Source organism: Pseudomonas sp. CFSAN084952 (genome assembly GCF_009648855.1).
Classification (GTDB): domain Bacteria; phylum Pseudomonadota; class Gammaproteobacteria; order Pseudomonadales; family Pseudomonadaceae; genus Aquipseudomonas; species Aquipseudomonas paracarnis.
Map to the genome: position 1 here is coordinate 397,468 of NZ_CP045767.1, position 19,256 is coordinate 416,723.

Genomic DNA, 19,256 nt, shown 5'->3' on the forward strand with positions numbered 1-19,256 from the left:
CGTGTGCGCCCGGCGTTCTGGTGACGGTCGATATGCCGTCACTTCGTTATCCAGGCGTCGGTCGATGGTGCGACGCCTGTGGTTTTCCGTCAGAGGGTGATCGGTGCGTCGTAGGCCTTGACCGCAAAGCCATACACCGTGGCCGGCTGCAGCCTGACTGTGCTGGCCTGGCCACCGCTGGCCGGTACGCTGATGGCTTCGCCCGGCAGCACGTAGGTGCGCGGCAGCATGGCTTTGCCGTTACCTGGCAACAGCAGCAGCTCCTGCGCCAGGCGCACCACATAGGGCGTGTCATTGCGCACCTGCAACTGGCCGTCGCGCAGGGTCCATGTCAGGTCGGTCCACGGTGTGCGGTTCGGCGCCAGGCCCTTGGGGTGCACGATTACCGGCAGGTTCTGGCGCACAGTCACGCCCACGCGGGCATGCCCGGCGGCAGTGGCGGCGCGACCTTGCGGCATGCCTTCGAACACGGCGCGTTTGAGTCGCTGAGTGAGCAGCGGCTGCTGGTTCTGCAGGATGAACCGCACCAGCTGGGATTTGGACGCCTCAACCCGTGACAACGGCGGTGTCACCACCAGCAGCGGCTCGGTGTCTTCTGGAATATCCAGCAAGGTCACATGCAGCAGCGCGAGCTGGCTGTCGGTGTTGGTCACCGACACGGCGGCTTCGCCCTCGGCTTCGTGCACGATCACCACGGAGGTGTCGGGTACCATGCCATCGGCTTTTACTGGATTACCCAGCACCAGTAGCAGGGCCAGGGCGCCGACGGCGGTGTTTGAGCGTGTCATGGTCATGACGGTTTTCCATTAGGCGATAGTTGGGTCAGAGGTAGCGCAAATCCAGGACGATGGAGCCGTCCAGAGGGACTTCCTGGTCCAGTGTGAGGTACTGCGAAAAGTTGATGGCCGTGTCCACCTGCAGCCTGACCAGCAACTGGCTGATGAACTCGGGCTGACGGTCACCGGGCGGCGCGAAGGCCATGTAGGAGCGTGGATAGGCATTGGGGTCTTGTGACCAGGTCTCGCCGCTGTTGATGGAGGCCAGTACCTGCAGCGGCTGTGAGTCGCCCAGGGCGTCGCGATAGGACAACGCTACGGAACCGAGACGCTCCTCAGGGGCGTGTATGTTTCTTCCCAGCCCATAGAAGTAGTCGGGCGCCAGTGACGACTCGGCACGATTGTCGATGCCCACCAGTGCAAACAGCATGGGCCGGGCGCACAGCACGTGCAGATCAAGCATCTGGCTGGGCAGCACGGTGAACTCGTCGACGTTGAGGCTGTGGGACGGGATCTTGCCGTGATCGACAATGCCCTCGTCCGTCAGCTCGATATGACAGGCGTCCGGTGTGACCCGGCCGGTTACCGTGAGGTCGACGAACGAGCCCGCGTGTGCCTGGAACGCGATGAGCAGGCACAGTACGGCGGCACAGAGACGGGCGGGTGCAGCCAACACAGGCATCGGCAGGCGCAGCCCATGCCTGTCAATGTTCAAGGGATGGGCCGCCATGGGTTAAAGGTACTTCACTTCAAGGGTGGCGGAACCGTCGATGGTGACCTCATTGCTCAGGTCCAGGCCATCGGCGCGATTAATGATGGTTTGCACTTCCAGGTCGAGGCTCAGGTCCTTGACCGCCAGTGGCTGGGTGTCGTCATCCATCGCGGCGACTGACATGTACAGGCCTGGGTCCCAGAACTTTTCCCTGTACCAGGTATTACCTTGGTCGCCCGACGCAATCGGCTGCACCACGACGCCACCTTCGGCAACCGGATTGGCGAACGTCAGGATGTACCCGCCAAGCACCTGGGTCTCATTGATAAATCCAAGACCGTAACGTATCGAGCTGCCGGACGCTGCGCGGTTATCGATCGAGTGCAGAGCAAACTGGATCGGCGCGTCGCAATTGACCGCCATGCTCAGTGTGTTGTTGCCGATGACCGTATTTTTGTCCGGGTTCAGGTCCTTGGCGGAAATCTTGCCGTGGTCGATCACGCCACCACCGGACAGGCTCGGTGTACAGGCACTGGGCACGATCAGGCCTTTGACGGTCAGGTCAACGGTGGACGCGGCGAAGGTGGCGGCCGAGTTGAGCAGCAACAGGCTGGCGGCCAGGGTGGTCAAGCGGGTTTTCATGGTGCGGGCTCCTTAGAGGTAATTGACTTGCACAGTGGCGTGACCGTCGATGGGGACTTCGTCGGTAAGCGTCAGGTCGTTGGCGGGTGCAATGTGAGTAATCAGGCGTATCTCGGCGTCCAGTTCCTGGATCGCAATGGGGGTCACGTCGTCGTTGTTGGCGACCGCCGTCAGCAAGGTGTGACTGAGCATCACGGAGGGCATCCAGGTCGTGCCGCCATCCCTTGAAGTGATGGTGCGCACCGATACGTTGTCGGCCACCGGGTTATAGAGGCCAAGCCCGGCGTCGCCGACTTTTTCATCGTTGGCCGTGGTGCCCAGGCCGTGCCAGCTGAAGTGGCTGGCAGCCGTACCCGGGCGGTTATCGATGGTGTTGAGGGTAAAAAAAGTCGGCCCGTCGCAACGCACGCTCAAGAGCATGGTTTCCCTGGGCAAATCGGTATAGGTGTGGGTATTGAGGTCTTTGACCGACACCTTGCCGAAGTCGACAATGCCACCGCCGGAGACCACCGGGGCGCAGGCGCTGGGGGTGATGACGCCTTGGACCAGCAACTCGGTGTTGCTGTTGGCGAATGCTGGCGGGCAGAGCAGCAACACGCCTGTCAGGCTGAACGTGAGTACCTTCATGGTCGAATGGATCTCCTGGGGGTGGTTTGAATCTTCTAGAGGGAGTTACAGATACAAGCGTTCTGCAGTGCCCGGGCCTGGACGCTTATCCACAGCGCTGGCGGCCAATAGGCGGGCGCTCGCCGCCAGCGACAGGACGCTGCCGAGTAGGGCTAGGCAGAGCTTCATCGAAGAAGCCCCCTTACAGATAGTTGACTTCGAAGGTCGCGGAACCGTCCATTGCCACCTCGCTGTCCAGTGTCAGGGTATTGGTAGGTGCAATGGCGCCACGTACGGAGATGTCCATGACCACGTCCTGAAGTGGTTGCGGGGCCCAACCGCTATCACTGCGACCGCCAAAACCTACCAATGTGTTGGGGGTGACCCCGTCATCCGGGTAAAGCACAGTCCATGTCGGGCTCCAGGGGTACTGGATCAATGCTGTGGAGGGCGTCTCAGAGGTATGACTGAGCAGCGACAGCTCAAACCCACCGAGCTTTTCGTTTTCGTCGGTCAAGCCCAGGCCAAAGGTGCCGATGGTTGACGAGCCGGCCCGATTGTCGACGGTGCGGATGGCGAACAGCGTCGCCGCATCGCAGTTCACGCTCAGTTTCAGTGTCCGATGCTCAAGCCAGGTATGGCTGTCGGGGCTCAGATCCTTTGCTGCGATTTTTCCGTAATCAATGTCGCCTGGCAGGTTGGGGGTGCAGGCGCTGGGGGTGATCACCCCTTTGACGGTCAGGTCCACGCTGCTGGCAGCGAACGCAGACGAAGTCATTGCCAGCAGCAGGGCGCTGCTCAGCAGAGATATACGGATCTTCATTTCAATTTTTTCCATTGCAGGCTGGCAGATGGAGGCGCGTGCAGGGCAGCGTCCGACCCGACATGGACGGGCGGTTTGCCGAGTGGCGCTCTCGATTTTTTCGCGGCTGCCGAGTGGCAAACCGTCCCTCTTTTGGGGTGGGCCCAATTTAGCCAGGGGGTGGCACGTTGGAAATACAACTAATACGACATTGGCCTGATGCGCGGCGGCCATGAGCCAGTGGATTTTTTCGTAGTTGTTGTATCGGCTTTTAATTGCTCAAAAGGTTATTTGTTTCAGGTCGATAACATTCAAATGGATGTGGCGATCGTTGCTGCCGAATAGGCCTTTTTGGCTATTGCACCAGTGCTGCGGATTGCCGCCGGATCAATAGTCACGAAGAGGTACTGATGGGTTCGCTTTCAGGTTCAACCGCAGGAGCGAGCCAGACACTCAAGCCGCCTGTTGCCGTACCGCGTCATTGGCAACAGTTGAATATCCTGGTCGTAGAGGATCACTCCGCCTACCGCCTGTTGTTGGGATGGCTGTTACAGAAGCTGGGGCTGGGGCACGAGCTGGTCGCCGACGGGTTCATGGGCCTGGTCGCGTTCACCAGCCGGCCCTTTGACTTGGTGATCAGCGATTGCCAGATGCCGTTCATGGATGGCTACAGTATGGTCCGTGCCATTCGCCAGCATGAGCGCGACCACGGTTTGAAACGGGTACCGATCATTGCCTTGACCGCCAACCTGCAGAACGACAGCCCTCAGCGATGTCTTGACGCCGGAATGGATGCCTGGCTGCTCAAACCGCTGACCCTGGAACAACTGCATGCCCTGTTGGTGCGCTGGTTGCCAGGCGGTGATGCTGGCCAACCCGACCGGCAGGACACATTGCCGTGCGCCGTTTGGCCAACACGTGCCACGCTGGTTGCGACGTTTGGCAGCGACCTGATTGTTGACTCGCTGCTCGAAAGCCTGTTGACCGAAGCATGGGAGGACCACCGTGTCTTGCGTCATGCCTGCGCGACACTGAATGCGTCACTGGCTGCGGAGCGCCTCCATCGCTTGGTTGGCAGCCTGGTGTTTTTGGGGAGTTGCGACCTTGAAATCACCGCTACACAGTTGATCAAGCAAGTGCAGACCGATGGAGTTGCAGCACACAGCAGGGATTTGGACGTGTTCCAGACACGCTTGTGTGTCTGTCTTGAGTACCTGTCCAGCATTTGAGGCAAGAACCCGCCGGGGTTGTAAGTGCTGCTGACTGCCTAGTTTTGGTTGTAGGTACTTTCCTATTGTGTTGTAGTCCAAAAAATACCCACTACTGAATATTGGGCGCGGCTGCAAGCAGCTCTTTGTTAGCAGTTGTTGATGGGCGCTGGCGGAGGTATTTTGCGCGGGTCCAAGTTGCCATCATGCGTGGGTATCTATGCTTCGAGTAATTATTGCTGACGATCATCCTATTGTCCGAGTCGGGCAGAAAGTCGTGATTGAGGCGAATGGCAAGTGCAAAGTGGTGGGTGAGGCCGACGGTCCTGATCAGTTGCTTGGGGTATTGAGCACCACCCCGTGCGATGTGCTCGTCACGGACTTCGCCATGCCGGGCGGCCAGCACGCTGACGGTTATGGTTTGTTGGGGCTGCTGCATCGCCAGTATCCGAAGTTGCCGGTGATTCTGGTGACCATGTTCGCCAACGTCGCCACCTTGCGCGCGTCTTTCGCTCATGGTGCCAAGGCGGTTGTCGCCAAAAGCGCTTCGGCCAGGGAGTTGCCCCTGGCCATAAAGGCGGTGTGCGCCGGGCAGACCTTTGCCAGCGAATGCCTGCGAGTGCAACTGGTTGAGGCGGGAACGGGCGATCAATCCCAAGAGCCGCAGTTGTCGGGCAAGGAACGCGAGGTGGTGCGGATGCTGGCCAGCGGCATGACCGTCAGCCAGATCGCAGCACAGGTCAATCGCAGTATTTCAACTATCAGCAAGCAGAAAAGCACCGCCATGCAACGGTTGAGTATTTCTACCGACGTTGACTTGTTTGCTTACGCCCGAGATGCGGGAATGGTGCCTTAGAAAGTTACAGTTTTATGACGAGGCTGAAACTAACCGGTGTTTTTTTCAATTCGTATTAGTTGTATGGGGTTTGAAAGAGGCGGTCTCTAAAGTAGCCACGGTGCCTTTGCAATATGTGCGATGGCCGTCCCCAAATCCCTAGTCTATTAGATGAGTCGAACATGCAGGTTGATGGCGCACGTGCAGGTGCCTTTTGTCCTGTGTAGTTGAACGACCGCAAGTGAGCGCTTATATGCATCCCTCTCGTGTACTTATTACCGCCGCGTTTGTGCTGGCCGGTGTTTCCAATGCAATGGCCGCCTCCAGTGTGGACCTCAGTGTCGTCGGTGTGATCACGCCCTCCGCCTGTACACCCACATTGTCCGGTGATGGGGTAGTGGACCATGGCAAAATCTCGATTCAGGACTTCCCGGAGTTTGGCTATAAAGTACTTCCAAAGGCCACGCTGCAGCTCGAGGTGGCCTGTGATGCGCCGGTGCTGATGGCCGTCAAGAGCACGGATAATCGCCCGGGCACTGCAATTCCCACGTATCCAACTCAGCCGCAAGACCTTTCACGTTTTGGTCTGGGCCTGACCAGCGCCGGGAAGAAAATCGGTTGGTACGAACTGTCAACGTCTAACGCTACCGCCGACGATAACCCTGTTGGTTTAATCGAGTCCCCGACTGGTAATACCTGGGTGAATGCACCCGACCGTTCGACGTGGCAGCCAGGCTGGATGCGTACCGCCCACGACAGCAGTAGTGCGCCTTTTCCAATGACCAGATTCAGTGCGCAAGTGGGCGTTGCCACGACCCTGACGGGCAAGAGGGATTTGCCGATTGCCGAGGAAGTTTACATAGACGGTAGCGCTACGCTCGACGTCGTCTACCTTTAACGCTGTGGGGCATCACGCATTCCTTACGGGTAAAGCCATAGCTTTCTGCTGTAACGCGGACTATTGTTCAGCCCCCTGTTCATTGTGCGGAACCTGCCCATGAGTGATGCCCACAACGCCCTGATCACCCAGTTCTATAGCGCTTTCCAGCGGCTGGATGCCGAAGCCATGGCGGCCTGCTACACCGACGATGTGCTGTTCAGCGACCCGGCATTTGGCGAATTGCGCGGTCGGGATGCCGGCGACATGTGGCGCATGCTCACCACGCGAGCCAAGGACTTTTCCCTGGTATTCGATCAAGTGCGCAGCGATGACACGGGTGGCAGTGCCCACTGGGTGGCGACGTATCTGTTCAGTGCGACGGGCAATACGGTGGTCAACGATATCCAGGCGCGGTTCGTGTTTCGCGACGGCAAGATCTGCGAGCATCACGACCATTTTGACCTGTGGCGTTGGTCGCGCCAGGCCTTGGGTGCCAAGGGCCTGTTGCTGGGGTGGACGCCGCTGGTGAAAAACGCCGTGCGCGCGCAGGCCAATAAAGGCCTGAAGGTATTTCAGAGCGGGCGTTGATAGACTGGGCGCTCCCTTGCGTTAACCGAATCAACTTGTGAATACTCCTGAACCAAAACCCTGGTTTGTCTATCTGGTGCGCGCCGCCAATGGTTCGTTGTATTGCGGCATCAGCAACGACCCTTTGCGCCGGTTTGCCAAGCACCAGAGCGGTAAGGGGGCGCGTTTTTTCCTCTCCAGCCCTGCGGTGGCGCTGGTGTACACCGAGCAATGCGCGAGCAAAGGCGAAGCGTTGCGTCAGGAACGCTTGATCAAGAAGTTGAAAAAGAGCGCCAAGGAGTGCCTGGCGGCAAGTGGCTCCCCCACCAACGCCTCCTGAGTACGCGAGGGCGGCTAAAAAAGTTATTTGCATAAAAAAGGTGAGGTAAACCCTCGGCCCATCCGTGTAATGCTTGAAACTGCGATCAATTCGCATTAACAGCGTTTTTTACACGGATTCTCACAGCATGAAGTCGACGGCGGGCGGTTGGATCAAACAGTGGCTGGGAGCCTCGGCATTAGCGGTATCGGGGCTGGCGTTGTTGCCGCTTGGCATTGCCCAGGCGCAGGAGCAGCAAAGCACTCAATTCAAGTTTGCCCTGGCGGCCAAGCCATTGCCTCAGGCGCTGAGCGAGTTCAGCCGGATCACCGGTATCAGCGTGATCTACACCGATGAAGCGCCCTACGGCCTCAATGCCCCGGCGGTCAGCGGGCCGATGACTGCAAGCCAGGCGCTGCAACGTCTGTTGAGCCAGTCCGGCTTCACCTTCCGCCAGATCGACGCCCGAACCCTGGCGCTGGAGCCGGTGCCTACCGATGGCGCGGTCAACCTCGGCGCTACTACCATCAGCGGCACCAACCTCGCTCAGGACAGCACCAGCTACCAACCGCCGCCGACCAGTTCGGTGATGCGCTCCCATGGGTTGCTGCTGGAAGCCCCGCAGACCGTCAACGTAGTCCCGGCTCAAGTGCTGCGCGACCAACAACCGCGCAACCTGGATGATGCGCTGGGCAATATCAGCGGCATCACTCAGTCCAATACCCTGGGCAGCACTCAGGATGCGGTGATGTTGCGCGGCTTCGGCGACAACCGTAATGGCTCGATCATGAAGGACGGTATGCCAGTGGTGCAGGGCCGGGCGTTGAACGCTACCGCCGAGCGTGTCGAAGTGCTCAAGGGCCCGTCATCGCTGTTGTATGGCATCCAGGACCCGGGCGGTGTGGTCAATATCGTCAGCAAAAAGCCTGAACGGGTGCAGTCCACCTCCCTGACAGCGCGCGGCTCTACCTTCGGCAGCGGCAAGAATGGCAGCGGCGGCAACCTCGATACCACCGGCCCCTTCGGTGACAGTGGCTTGGCCTATCGCCTGATCGTCGACCATGAAGACGAAGACTACTGGCGCAACTACGGCACCCACCGCGAGACCCTGGTGGCGCCGTCCCTGGCCTGGTACGGCGACACCACCCAAGTGGTGCTAGCCTATGAGCATCGCGAATTTCTCGCGCCGTTTGACCGTGGCACCGCCATCGATCCCAAGACCAACCATCCGTTGAACATCCCCGCCACCCGCCGTCTGGATGAGCCTTTCAACAACATGGAAGGCCGCTCCGATCTGTACCGCTTGACTGTCGATCATGATCTCAACGACGACTGGAAAGCCCACTTCGGCTACAGCTGGAACCGCGAAACCTACGACGCCAGCCAGGTGCGCGTGGTCAAGGTCAACCCCAACGGCACCCTGACCCGCAGCATGGACGGCACTCAGGGCGCACTGACCACCGACCGCTTCGCCACCGCCAGCCTCGAAGGCAAGGTCGATGTTGCGGGTATGCAGCACGATCTGGTATTTGGCCTGGACGATGAATACCGCAAGATCTACCGCGCCGACCTGATCCGCCAGGCACCGCGAGGCAGCTTCGATTACAACAACCCGGTGTACGGCAACGAAGTCGCCGGTTCCAAAGTCAGCGCGCCGGACAGCAACCAGACCGATCTGCTGCGCAGCGATTCGTTGTTCTTCCAGGATGCCATCCACCTCAACGAGCAATGGATTCTGGTCGGCGGTGCGCGTTACCAGATGTACGACCAATACGCCGGCAAAGGCGTGCCGTTCACCGCCAACACCGACGGCAATGGCCAGAAGTGGGTGCCGCGGGCTGGGCTGGTGTATCGCTATAGCGATGAACTGTCGTTTTATGGCAGCTATACCGAGTCGTTCAAGCCCAACTCCACCATCGCGCCACTGGCCAATAAAACCGTGTTGAACGGCAGTTTGCAGCCGGAAGAATCCAAGGCCTGGGAGTTGGGTACCAAGTTCGACCTGCCGGGGCGCATCACTGCCAGTGCGGCGCTGTTCACCATCGATAAACGCAACGTGTTGGTGCAGGTGGGCGAGGGCCTGACCTCGGAGTACAGCGTGGCCGGCAAGGTGCGCTCTCGCGGCCTGGAGCTGGATGCCAGCGGCCAGCTGACGGATAAGTGGAGCCTGATCGGCAGCTATGCCTACACCGATGCCGAGGTCACCGAAGACCCCAAGCTCAAAGGCAATCGCCTGCAGAATGTGGCAAAAAGCACCGGCTCGTTGTCGGCGGTGTATGACTTCGGCAGCATCCTGGGCGGTGATCAACTGCGCGTCGGCGCCGGGGCGCGTTATGTCGGCGAGCGGGCAGGGGACGCAGCCAACAGTTTCGAACTGCCCAGCTACACCGTGGCTGATGTGTTCGCCAGCTACGACACCAAGCTTGAGGGGCAGAAGGTCAAGTTCCAGCTCAACGTGAAAAACCTGTTCGACCGTACCTACTACACGTCCTCGGTGAATACGCAGTTTGTGTCCATGGGCGATGCGCGGCAGGTGTCGGTGTCCAGCACCTTGACCTTCTGATTCATTTATCTGTGGGAGCTGGCTTGCCTGCGATGGCATCGACCGGGTTTGCCTGATACACCGAGTTGTCTACATCGCAGGCAAGCCAGCTCCCACAGGAAAGCGGTCGCCACATTGATAGCGAGCTGTTAGCGTTGCCGCCATTGCATGCTTATGGAAAACGCGACTGATGTACTTTGGAAAATGGTTACGCACCGGCACCCTGCTGGTCGGTTTGAGTTTTTTACTGGGCGGCTGCGCCAGCGTCTCCCAAACTTCCACGCCGGCAACCCTGGATAAACTGCTGAGCGATCCGGCGCTGCAAGGTGCTACGGTCTCGCTGATGGTACGTGACGCCCGCACGGGCTCCACGCTGTATCAGCACAACCCACGCACCCGGTTGGTGCCCGCGTCCAACCTCAAGTTGTTGACCACGGCGGCGGCCATGGATGTGCTGGGGCCGCAATACCGCTTCGCCACCCAACTGCTGAGCAACGGCATACGCCAGGGCGACCGCCTGACCGGCAACCTCTACCTGCGTGGCCTGGGCGACCCGAGCATTCAGTTTGCCGACTACCAGGCGCTGGCCGCGCAGTTGGCCAGCCAGGGCGTACGCCAGGTACAGGGCGATCTGGTGTTCGACGACACCTGGTTCGATGCTGAGCGATTGGGGGTGGATTGGTCCCATGACGATGAAACCACCTACTACGGCGCGCAGATTTCGGCGCTGACTGTGGCACCCAATGCGGACTTTGATGCAGGCAGTGTGCTGGTCACGGCCAAGGCGCCGTTACGGGCCGGCACCCCGGTGAGTGTCGATATTTTCCCGCCTACTGATTACCTGCAACTGAGCAACCGTGCCATGAGCGGTCCGGGCAACAGTTATGGGATCAACCGTCGCCATGGCACCAACCTGTTGCAACTCAGTGGCGCAGTGGCGCCGGGAAAGCAGAGCCAGCAATTGGTCAGCGTCTGGGAGCCAACGCAACTGGTCGCGAATCTGTTTGAACAAGCCTTGGCGCAACAGGGCATCACCGTACTGGGGCGTCGGGTGATGGGCGGGGCAAGCCCGACGGCGGTAACGGTGCTGGCCGAGCACCAATCGGCGCCGTTACAGGATTTGATCACGCCGTTGCTCAAGCTTTCGAACAACAACATGTCCGAAGCCTTGCTCAAGGCCATGGGGCACCACACCGCCAATAGCGGCACGGCAGCAGCGGGCGCCGTGGCGGTGGCCGGGTTCCTCAAGCGTCAGGGGCTGGACACCGCCACGTTCAACCAGGTCGACGGCTCCGGCCTGTCACGGCGCAACCTGGTGTCGTCGCAAACCCTCACCGACCTGTTGCTGGCCGCCAGCAAACAGCCGTGGTTCGACGCCTGGTACAACGCGCTGCCGATTGCCGGCAACACCGACCGCATGACCGGCGGCAGCCTGCGCTATCGTCTGCGCGACACGCAGGCGCAAAACAACCTGCACGCCAAGACCGGCTCCATGGGCGGCGTGTCGTCATTGAGTGGTTACATCACCGACGCCGGCGGGCGCAAGCTGGTGTTTTCGCTGCTGACCAACAACTACGTGGTGGCCGGCGCCCAGGTCAAGGCGCTCGAGGATCACGTGGCAGTGGCGCTGGCGCGCAGCGACGAGTGATTCAGGGCTGATAGCCCATGCGCCAACTCACGGCCCGGGTCGCCGCCAGTAAGTGCTGCGCCGCCGGGCCATCTTCATCGGCATGGAACAGCGAGGTTGGGCCGACCACGGTCATCACCGCCGCCACGTGCCCGACCGCATTGAACACCGGCGCCGACAATGCATCCACGCCGGGCATCAGCAAGCCATGCACAAAGTGCAGGCCACGGCGGCGGATTTGCTCGCACACGCTGGCATAGGCCTGATCGTCCGCCAAGCTGTGGGCGGTGCCGGCCTGAACCTCGCGTTCGCGCAGTTCTACAGTTTCCCGTGACGGCAGATAAGCGCTGAACACCAGCCCGGTGGAAGAGCTGAGCAGCGGCAACACTGAGCCCAGTTGCGTCACCACGGTAACGGCGCGCACTGCCGGCTCGATCTGCACCACGGTCGCGCCCTGGTTGCCCCACACCGCCAGAAAGCAGGTTTCATTCAATTCATCGCGCAGCTCTGCCAGGGGCATGGCGCCGACTTTCAACACATCCATGCTGCCCAGCGCCGCCAGCCCCACTCGCAATGCCTCCCGGCCCAGGCCGTAATGGTTGGTGGCTGCGTTCTGTTCGGCAAAACCCGACGCGATCAGGGCCTGCAAATAGCGGTGCACCTTGCTCGCCGGCATCTGCACATGTTCGGCCAGGCGTGACAACGAGGTGGCCGGGGACAGTTCGGCCAGGGCCTTGAGGATATCGGTGCCGACTTCCGCCGAGCGGACTTTCTGTTTACCGGTGTCGCGAGGCTTTTCCATGGAAGGGCGAGAATCCGAGAGATGAATGGGCGTCTTTATAGCTTGACGGTCGATAGTGATCAAATTACGTTATGCGTAACTGGATTACGATAAATACAACTGACCCTCAGAGGACGATCCATGAACCTCGAATACCTGTCGGGCTTCGGCAATGAATTCGCCAGCGAAGCCTTGCCCGGCGCGCTGCCGGTTGGCCAGAACTCGCCGCAGAAAGCCCCTTACGGCCTCTACACCGAACTGTTTTCCGGCACCGCCTTCACCATGGCCCGCAGCGAAGCCCGTCGCACCTGGCTGTACCGCATCCAGCCGTCGGCCAACCACCCGGCATTCGTCAAGCTTGCGCGGCAATTGGCCGGTGGCCCGTTGGGCGCGGTCACGCCGAATCGCTTGCGTTGGAACCCGTTGGATATCCCGAGTGAGCCGACGGACTTTATCGACGGCCTAGTGGGCATGGTCGCCAATTCGGGGGCGGAAAAACCAGCGGGCATCAGCATCTATAATTACCGCGCCAACCGCTCCATGGAGCGCGTGTTCTTCAATGCCGACGGCGAACTGCTGATCGTCCCCGAGCAGGGCCGCCTGCGCATCGCCACCGAACTGGGCGTGCTGGATGTCGAGCCGCTGGAAATTGTCGTGCTGCCCCGTGGTCTCAAGTTCCGTATCGAGCTGCTGGATGCGCAAGCACGCGGTTACGTCGCCGAGAACCACGGCGCCCCGCTGCGTCTGCCTGACCTGGGGCCGATTGGCAGCAACGGCCTGGCCAACCCCCGCGACTTTCTTACGCCGGTGGCCCGCTACGAAGACCTCAAGCAACCGACTACGCTGGTACAGAAGTTCCTCGGCGAACTGTGGGCCTGCGAGCTGGACCATTCACCGCTCAACGTGGTCGCCTGGCACGGCAACAATGTGCCGTACAAATACGACCTGCGTCGCTTCAACACCATTGGCACGGTGAGTTTCGATCATCCGGACCCGTCGATCTTCACCGTGCTGACCTCGCCCACCAGCGTGCATGGCCTGGCCAACCTCGACTTCGTGATCTTCCCGCCGCGCTGGATGGTGGCCGAGAACACCTTCCGGCCGCCGTGGTTCCATCGCAACCTGATGAACGAATACATGGGCCTGATCCAGGGCGCCTACGACGCCAAGGCCGAAGGCTTCCTGCCGGGCGGCGCATCGCTGCACAGTTGCATGAGCGCCCACGGCCCGGATGGCGAGACCTGCACCAAGGCCATCAACGCGGACCTTGCGCCGCACAAGATCGATAACACCATGGCGTTCATGTTCGAGACCAGCCAAGTGCTGCGCCCGACCCAGTTCGCCCTGGAGTGCCCACAACTGCAACCTGCGTATGACGCGTGCTGGGCCGCGCTGCCCGCCACCTTCAACCCGAACCGGAGATAACCCATGACTCAACCAACGCAGACCCGCAGCTGGGTATCCTCGGCCAACGGCCACGCGGATTTCCCCCTGCAAAACCTGCCCCTGGGCGTGTTCAGTATCAACGGCTCGGCACCGCGCAGTGGCGTGGCGATTGGCGATGCGATTCTCGACCTGCATGCCGCACTGGACGCGTTTGAGGGCGAAGCCCGACGCGCCGTCGAAGCCACTGCGGGCGGGCAGTTGAACGCGTTTTTCGAACTGGGCCGTGGCCCTCGCGTTGCCCTGCGCGAGCGCCTGCTGGAACTACTGGCCGAAGGCAGCGAGCTGCAAAACCGCGAAGCGCACGTGCTGCACCGTGCCGCCGATTGCCAGATGCACCTGCCGGCCAAGATCAATGACTACACCGACTTCTACGTCGGCATCGAGCACGCGCAAAACGTCGGCAAGTTGTTCCGCCCCGATAACCCGCTGTTGCCGAACTACAAATACGTGCCGATTGGTTACCATGGCCGTGCCTCGACCATTCGTCCCTCGGGTACAGAGGTGCGACGCCCTAAAGGCCAGACCCTGCCGGCCGGCCAGTCCGAACCGACCTTTGGCCCCTGCGCGCGCCTGGACTATGAGTTGGAGCTGGGCATCTGGATCGGCCAGGGCAATGCCATGGGCGATGCGATTGCCATTGGCGATGCCGCCGAGCATATCGCCGGTTTCTGCCTGCTCAACGACTGGTCGGCGCGGGATATCCAGGCCTGGGAGTACCAGCCGCTGGGGCCGTTCTTGTCGAAAAGCTTTATCACCAGCATCTCGCCGTGGGTGGTGACTGCCGAAGCCCTGGAGCCCTTCCGCAAAGCCCAGCCGCCGCGCCCTGAAGGTGATCCGCAACCGCTGCCTTACCTGTTGGATAAGCGTGATCAGAACGCGGGCGCCTTTGATATCGAACTGGAAGTGCTGCTCACCACGGCCTCGATGCGTGAGCAAAACCTGCCCGCCCATCGCCTGACCCTGAGCAACACCGAGCATATGTACTGGACCGTGGCGCAAATGGTGGCGCACCACAGCGTCAATGGCTGCCAGTTGCAGGCCGGCGACCTGTTTGGTTCGGGCACGTTGTCTGGCCCGCAGCCGGGGCAATTTGGCAGCCTGTTGGAGATTACCGAAGGCGGTAAAAAGCCGATTGAGCTGGCTTCCGGCGAGGTGCGCAAATTCCTCGAGGATGGCGACGAAATCATTCTGCGTGCCCGTTGCAGCCGCGAGGGTTTTGCCTCCATCGGCTTCGGCGAATGCCGCGGTACCGTGGTCGCGGCGCGCTGAGAGGGCAGGGCCATGGAACTCTACACTTACTACCGTTCTACCGCGTCGTATCGAGTACGTATTGCCCTGGCCCTCAAAGGCCTGGATTTCACCGCGCTGCCGGTCAACCTGCTGGTGCCGGCCGGCGGCGCCAACCGCCAGCCTGAATACCTGGCGATCAACCCTCAAGGGCGCGTGCCGGCATTGCGTACTGATGAAGGGGCGTTGCTGATCCAGTCACAGGCGATCATTGAGTACCTGGAGGAGCGTTATCCCCAGGTGCCGTTGCTCTCCAAAGACCTGGTAGCGCGCGCTCATGAGCGGGCGGTGGCGTCGATCATCGCCTGTGATATCCACCCGTTGCATAACTCCAGTACCCAGAACTTGCTGCGCAAGTGGGGGCACGATGAGGCGCAATTGCTGGAGTGGATCGGACACTGGATCAGCCAGGGCCTGGGCGCGGTGGAGCAGTTGATTGGCGACACCGGGTTTTGCTTTGGCGAGCAGCCGGGCTTGGCCGATGCGTTTCTAATTCCACAGCTGTACGCGGCCGAGCGTTTCAAGGTGCCCTTGGCGGCGTACCCACGCATTGGGCGGGTGGCGGCATTGGCGGCCCAACATCCGGCCTTCGTGCAGGCCCACCCCGCCAGTCAGCCTGACACACCCTAGGCCCCCTGTGGGAGGGGGGGAAGCCCCAATGCCGTTCAGTTAAGCGAGCGCAATGCTCACAGCCATGAAGATCAAATGTGGGAGCTGGCTTGCCTGCGAAAGCGTTAGTGCAGTGGCAGATGCGGTGACTGTCACACCGCCTTCGCGGGCAAGCCCGCTCCCACAGGGGATTCGCGCTTAACTGACTGGCATTGGGGTAAACCCCTCCCACATTTGATCGCACCAACCTAATAAAAAATAAAGGTACCTTGCGATGCACAATCAGATTGCCAGCTTTCGTGCGGCACTCGACGCCCGTCCGGTGTCGCGCTACCAATGGTTGATTCTCCTGCTGCTGGCACTGCTACTGGTCACCGATGGCTACGACGCCCAGGTGTTGGGCTATGTAGTGCCGGCGCTGGCTCAGGACTGGGGCCTGGAAAAATCCGCGTTCGGGCCCGTGTTCAGTGCCAACCTGCTGGGCCTCACCCTGGGTTCGCTGCTGGTGACGCCGCTGGCGGATCGGTTTGGTGTGCGACGCATTCTGCTGGCGTGTGTGCTGATCTACGCCAGCCTCACGGTGTTGATGGTGTTTGCCAACTCCCTGACCACGTTGATGGCGGCGCGGTTTATCTGCGGCATCGGCATGGGCGGTGCGATGCCCAGTGCCATGGCGTTGATGTCCGAATATTCGCCGCCACGCCTGCGTACCTTGATGGTGACCCTGGCTGCGTGCGGCTTTTCGTTCGGCGGCGCGGCGGGTGGCTTCGTGGCGGCCGGGTTTATCGACAGCTTTGGCTGGCAGGCGGTGTTCCTGGCGGGTGGTGTGACGCCGTTGCTGCTGTTCCCGTTTCTGGTGTGGCTGTTGCCCGAATCCTTGCCGCGCCTGTTGCGCGATGCGCCGCCCTATCTGCGTTTGCGCAGAGTCACGGCGCGGATGCTGCCCGACTGGCAACCACCGCCCGCGACCGAAGCGGAAAACTTGCAGGAGCAGGGCAGCAAACTGACGGTGGTGGAGCTGTTTCGCAACGGCTACGCGCGCCCGACGCTGCTGATCTGGGCGACCTTTTTTGTCAGCCTGATCCTGCTGTATTTCATGATCAGTTGGTTGCCGTCGCTATTGCTCGAAAGCGGCCTGGCGTTGAACGAAGCCAACCTGGTCACCTCCATGTTCCTGTTCGCCGGCACCTTGGGCGCCATTCTCATGGCCTGGTTTGCCGACCGCCTGAAAAGCAAAGTAAGGTTGCTGTCCGGCGTGCTGGCGGCGGCAGCGTTGTGCACCGTCCTGCTGGGCTTGAACCATGACAACCCACGCTACCTGGTGGCCTGCGTGTTCGCTGCCGGGTTCTGCATCATCGGCGGGCAACTGACCCTCAATGCCTTCGCGAGCAACTTCTACCCGGCGCACGTGCGCGCCACCGGCACAGGCTGGGCGTTGGGTGTGGGGCGATTCGGGTCGATTCTAGGGCCACTGTTTGGCAGCCTGTTGTTGGCGATGCATATACCGGTCGAGCAGATTTTCTTTTTTTGCGCGATTCCGGCGGTGATTGCAGCGTTGCTGATTATTCAAGTGCGGGCTCCTACAGTGGGGTCAGTGCACCACTGAGTTGGGCGGCAGATGCCCCAGCCGCTCGGTCAGGCGCAAGCGCTGGATCGGGTCGTCGCTGAGCAGCAGCGCGTGTTCCAGGTCGAAGCGTTCGGCGCTGGGGCAGTCCAGGCGTTGATACAGGCTGGCCCGCGCCAGGTAGTCGGAGGCGCTGGCGTTGCCCAGTTCCAGTACGCGCTCGGCGTCCACCAGGGCGGCCAACGGTTCGTCGTTGGCAAGGTAGAGTTGGCGCAGGTTGCGCGACAGCCGTTGCAGGATGGCCCGTGGCTCGGCGGTCAGCAGGTGGTCGGCCTGCAATTTCAGCTTCGACCCATATTGGCGCGCCAGCAACTCGCGACAGTCGTTGGGGTACAGGCGCCGGCCGCCGCAAGGGTCCAACAGGTGATCGGCTCCCGGTACCCGCAGCAGGAAGTGCCCAGGGAAGTTCACGCCGACCATGGGGATATCCAGGCGCCGTGCCATCTCCAGTGCGATCAGGCCCATGGCCAAGGGTTGCCCGCGTTTGCGTTGCAGCACTTTGTCCAGCAGCGCGGCGGCGGGGCGCAACGGCGTATGGTCATCCTGGGCAAACCCCAGGTCATTCATGCGCCGCAGTAGCGGCTGGCCGAGTTCATCCGCCGGTAGCAAGGGCATGCCCAGGCTCACCTGTTGTTGTAGCGCACCAAGGTCGTGCAGGATCAACGCGGGCTGCACGCTGGCGTCATGCTCGGCAGCAATCCACAACGCGGCTTCAAACAGCGCGGGGGGTGAACGGTCCAGGCAGGCGAAAAAGGCTGTGCGGGGATTCATTGAGTTCTCCGGCGTATGCCCCCGTTTTAGCCTTGCTGCGAATTTTCGTCCAGCATCTTGAGAGATATCCCAAACTCTTATGTCGTAGATCCCACGAAAACGCGCGGCTTATTCCAGCGCAATCCAGCAGTTTTCTGCCGCAAGCCTATACTTGGCCCACTACCAGAAGTGATTCGGGAGCTCATTGATGTTTGCGCTCATGCACAGCACCCGCCTTGAATCGCTGCACCTGAGCGTTGATCCGGTGACCGGCTTGAAGGCGATCATCGCCATCCACAACAGTCGCCTGGGCCCAGCGTTGGGTGGCTGTCGTTACCTGGCTTACCCTAATGATGAAACCGCCGTGGCCGATGCCGCGCGCCTGGCGCAAGGCATGAGCTACAAAGCGGCACTGGCCGGGCTGCCGGTGGGCGGCGGCACGGCGGTGATCATCCGCCCCGTGCACGTGGAAAGCCGTGCGGCGCTGTTCGAGGCGTTTGGCCGTTGTGTGGAAAAACTCGACGGCCGCTTCATCACCTCGATCGACAGCGGTACCTCGGTTGCCGACATGGACTGCATCGCCCAGAACACTCGCTTTGTCACCAGCACCACCGCCGCCGGAGACCCTGCCCCTCATGCTGCCATGGGGGTGTTTGCCGGTATCCGCACTACCGCCATGGCGCGCCTGGGCAGCGACAACCTCGAGGGCCTGCGCGTCGCGGTGCAAGGCCTGGGGAATGTCGGTTATGCCCTGGCCGAACAATTGCACGCCGCCGGTGCCGAACTGCTGGTCAGCGATATCGACCACGGCAAGGTGCAACTGGCCATGGAGCAACTGGGCGCCCACCCGATTGCCAACGACGCCTTGCTCAGCACCCCCTGCGATATCCTCGCACCGTGCGGCGTCGGCGCCGTGTTCAACCGTAACAGCGTCGGCCAGTTGCGTTGCGCCGCCGTGGCGGGTGCGGCCAGCGCACAACTGACCAACCTGGACATCGCCGACCAATTGGAAGGCCGCGGCATCCTCTACGCGCCAGACTACGTGATCAACTCTGGCGGGCTGATCTACGTCGCCCTCAAACACGCCGGCACCGACCTGCCTGGCATCACCGCACACCTGTCGAACATCGGCAGCCGCCTGACCGAAATCTTTGCCCACGCCCAAGCCGAAAAACGCTCCCCCGCGCGGGTGGCCGATGAACTGGCCGAACGCTTGCTGTACAAATAGGCCAGGCATTAAAAA

20 protein-coding genes are annotated in these 19,256 nt (G+C 61.1%); 12 read left to right on the forward strand and 8 right to left on the reverse strand.

Annotated elements, in window-relative coordinates; translation table 11 throughout:
• Positions 1–89: 89 nt before the first annotated feature.
• Genes GH769_RS01870 through GH769_RS01890 form a run of 6 tightly spaced genes read right to left on the reverse strand, consistent with a single transcriptional unit; the run spans position 90 to position 3,559 of the window.
• Positions 90–794, reverse strand: coding sequence for a fimbria/pilus chaperone family protein (locus GH769_RS01870; RefSeq protein WP_014717030.1), 705 nt, complete (start codon positions 792–794; stop codon positions 90–92).
• Positions 795–822: 28 nt separating this feature from the next.
• On the reverse strand, positions 823–1,506 hold the full coding sequence (locus tag GH769_RS01875; RefSeq protein ID WP_032903334.1) for a DUF1120 domain-containing protein: 684 nt from the start codon (positions 1,504–1,506) through the stop codon (positions 823–825).
• Positions 1,507–1,509: 3 nt separating this feature from the next.
• Complete coding sequence (locus GH769_RS01880) at positions 1,510–2,130, reverse strand: DUF1120 domain-containing protein (protein WP_019817636.1); 621 nt, start codon at positions 2,128–2,130, stop codon at positions 1,510–1,512.
• Between the two features lie 12 nt (positions 2,131–2,142).
• Positions 2,143–2,757 (reverse strand): DUF1120 domain-containing protein, encoded by a 615-nt coding sequence (locus tag GH769_RS01885; RefSeq protein ID WP_032903332.1) that lies wholly within the window; start codon positions 2,755–2,757, stop codon positions 2,143–2,145.
• A gap of 45 nt (positions 2,758–2,802) precedes the next feature.
• Complete coding sequence (locus GH769_RS28955; RefSeq protein ID WP_256203223.1) at positions 2,803–2,925, reverse strand: hypothetical protein; 123 nt, start codon at positions 2,923–2,925, stop codon at positions 2,803–2,805.
• 13 nt (positions 2,926–2,938) lie between these two features.
• Positions 2,939–3,559: a DUF1120 domain-containing protein gene (locus GH769_RS01890; RefSeq protein WP_019817638.1), complete on the reverse strand. Its 621-nt coding sequence runs from the start codon at positions 3,557–3,559 to the stop codon at positions 2,939–2,941.
• Between the two features lie 389 nt (positions 3,560–3,948).
• Between GH769_RS01890 and GH769_RS01895 the strand changes: the two genes are divergently transcribed.
• The 7 genes from GH769_RS01895 (at position 3,949) to dacB (ending at position 11,537) form a co-directional block, all read left to right on the forward strand.
• Complete coding sequence (locus GH769_RS01895; RefSeq protein WP_032903330.1) at positions 3,949–4,767, forward strand: response regulator; 819 nt, start codon at positions 3,949–3,951, stop codon at positions 4,765–4,767.
• 199 nt (positions 4,768–4,966) lie between these two features.
• Entirely contained in the window at positions 4,967–5,602 is a 636-nt protein-coding gene (locus GH769_RS01900) for a response regulator transcription factor (protein ID WP_014717036.1), read from the forward strand.
• A 232-nt stretch (positions 5,603–5,834) separates the two neighbouring features.
• A complete protein-coding gene (locus GH769_RS01905) occupies positions 5,835–6,479 on the forward strand; it encodes a DUF1120 domain-containing protein (RefSeq protein ID WP_014717037.1) in 645 nt (214 codons plus the stop codon).
• Positions 6,480–6,578: 99 nt separating this feature from the next.
• Positions 6,579–7,049, forward strand: a complete 471-nt coding sequence (locus GH769_RS01910) for a nuclear transport factor 2 family protein (RefSeq protein ID WP_020301224.1) — start codon at positions 6,579–6,581, stop codon at positions 7,047–7,049.
• A gap of 37 nt (positions 7,050–7,086) precedes the next feature.
• Positions 7,087–7,368, forward strand: a complete 282-nt coding sequence (locus tag GH769_RS01915) for a GIY-YIG nuclease family protein (RefSeq protein ID WP_014717039.1) — start codon at positions 7,087–7,089, stop codon at positions 7,366–7,368.
• A gap of 127 nt (positions 7,369–7,495) precedes the next feature.
• Positions 7,496–9,910 carry a TonB-dependent receptor gene (locus tag GH769_RS01920; RefSeq protein ID WP_060766573.1) on the forward strand — a complete coding sequence of 805 codons (2,415 nt, stop codon included), beginning with the start codon at positions 7,496–7,498 and terminating at the stop codon, positions 9,908–9,910.
• Positions 9,911–10,079: 169 nt separating this feature from the next.
• Positions 10,080–11,537, forward strand: coding sequence for a D-alanyl-D-alanine carboxypeptidase/D-alanyl-D-alanine-endopeptidase (dacB, locus tag GH769_RS01925; RefSeq protein ID WP_032903328.1), 1,458 nt, complete (start codon positions 10,080–10,082; stop codon positions 11,535–11,537).
• A 1-nt stretch (position 11,538) separates the two neighbouring features.
• Here dacB and GH769_RS01930 read toward each other — a convergent pair whose 3' ends face one another.
• Positions 11,539–12,318 (reverse strand): IclR family transcriptional regulator, encoded by a 780-nt coding sequence (locus GH769_RS01930; RefSeq protein ID WP_014717042.1) that lies wholly within the window; start codon positions 12,316–12,318, stop codon positions 11,539–11,541.
• Between the two features lie 120 nt (positions 12,319–12,438).
• On the opposite strand from GH769_RS01930, the gene hmgA reads away from it, so the two are divergent.
• The 4 genes from hmgA to GH769_RS01950 all read left to right on the forward strand — a co-directional run bounded on the left by hmgA (position 12,439) and on the right by GH769_RS01950 (position 17,245).
• The gene (hmgA, locus tag GH769_RS01935) at positions 12,439–13,722 is read left to right on the forward strand and encodes a homogentisate 1,2-dioxygenase (RefSeq protein WP_020301221.1); all 1,284 of its coding nucleotides are present in this window, start codon (positions 12,439–12,441) and stop codon (positions 13,720–13,722) included.
• A gap of 3 nt (positions 13,723–13,725) precedes the next feature.
• On the forward strand, positions 13,726–15,012 hold the full coding sequence (gene fahA / locus GH769_RS01940; protein WP_019817645.1) for a fumarylacetoacetase: 1,287 nt from the start codon (positions 13,726–13,728) through the stop codon (positions 15,010–15,012).
• 12 nt (positions 15,013–15,024) lie between these two features.
• Positions 15,025–15,660, forward strand: coding sequence for a maleylacetoacetate isomerase (gene maiA / locus GH769_RS01945; protein WP_032903326.1), 636 nt, complete (start codon positions 15,025–15,027; stop codon positions 15,658–15,660).
• Between the two features lie 253 nt (positions 15,661–15,913).
• Positions 15,914–17,245, forward strand: a complete 1,332-nt coding sequence (locus tag GH769_RS01950) for an aromatic acid/H+ symport family MFS transporter (protein ID WP_032903324.1) — start codon at positions 15,914–15,916, stop codon at positions 17,243–17,245.
• Here GH769_RS01950 and GH769_RS01955 read toward each other — a convergent pair.
• Positions 17,231–18,034, reverse strand: a complete 804-nt coding sequence (locus GH769_RS01955; protein WP_020301219.1) for a SirB1 family protein — start codon at positions 18,032–18,034, stop codon at positions 17,231–17,233. The genes GH769_RS01950 and GH769_RS01955 overlap by 15 nt on opposite strands.
• A gap of 187 nt (positions 18,035–18,221) precedes the next feature.
• Here GH769_RS01955 and GH769_RS01960 point away from each other — a divergent pair, with 187 nt between their 5' ends.
• Positions 18,222–19,241: a Glu/Leu/Phe/Val dehydrogenase dimerization domain-containing protein gene (locus GH769_RS01960; RefSeq protein WP_014717048.1), complete on the forward strand. Its 1,020-nt coding sequence runs from the start codon at positions 18,222–18,224 to the stop codon at positions 19,239–19,241.
• Positions 19,242–19,256: the final 15 nt, after the last annotated feature.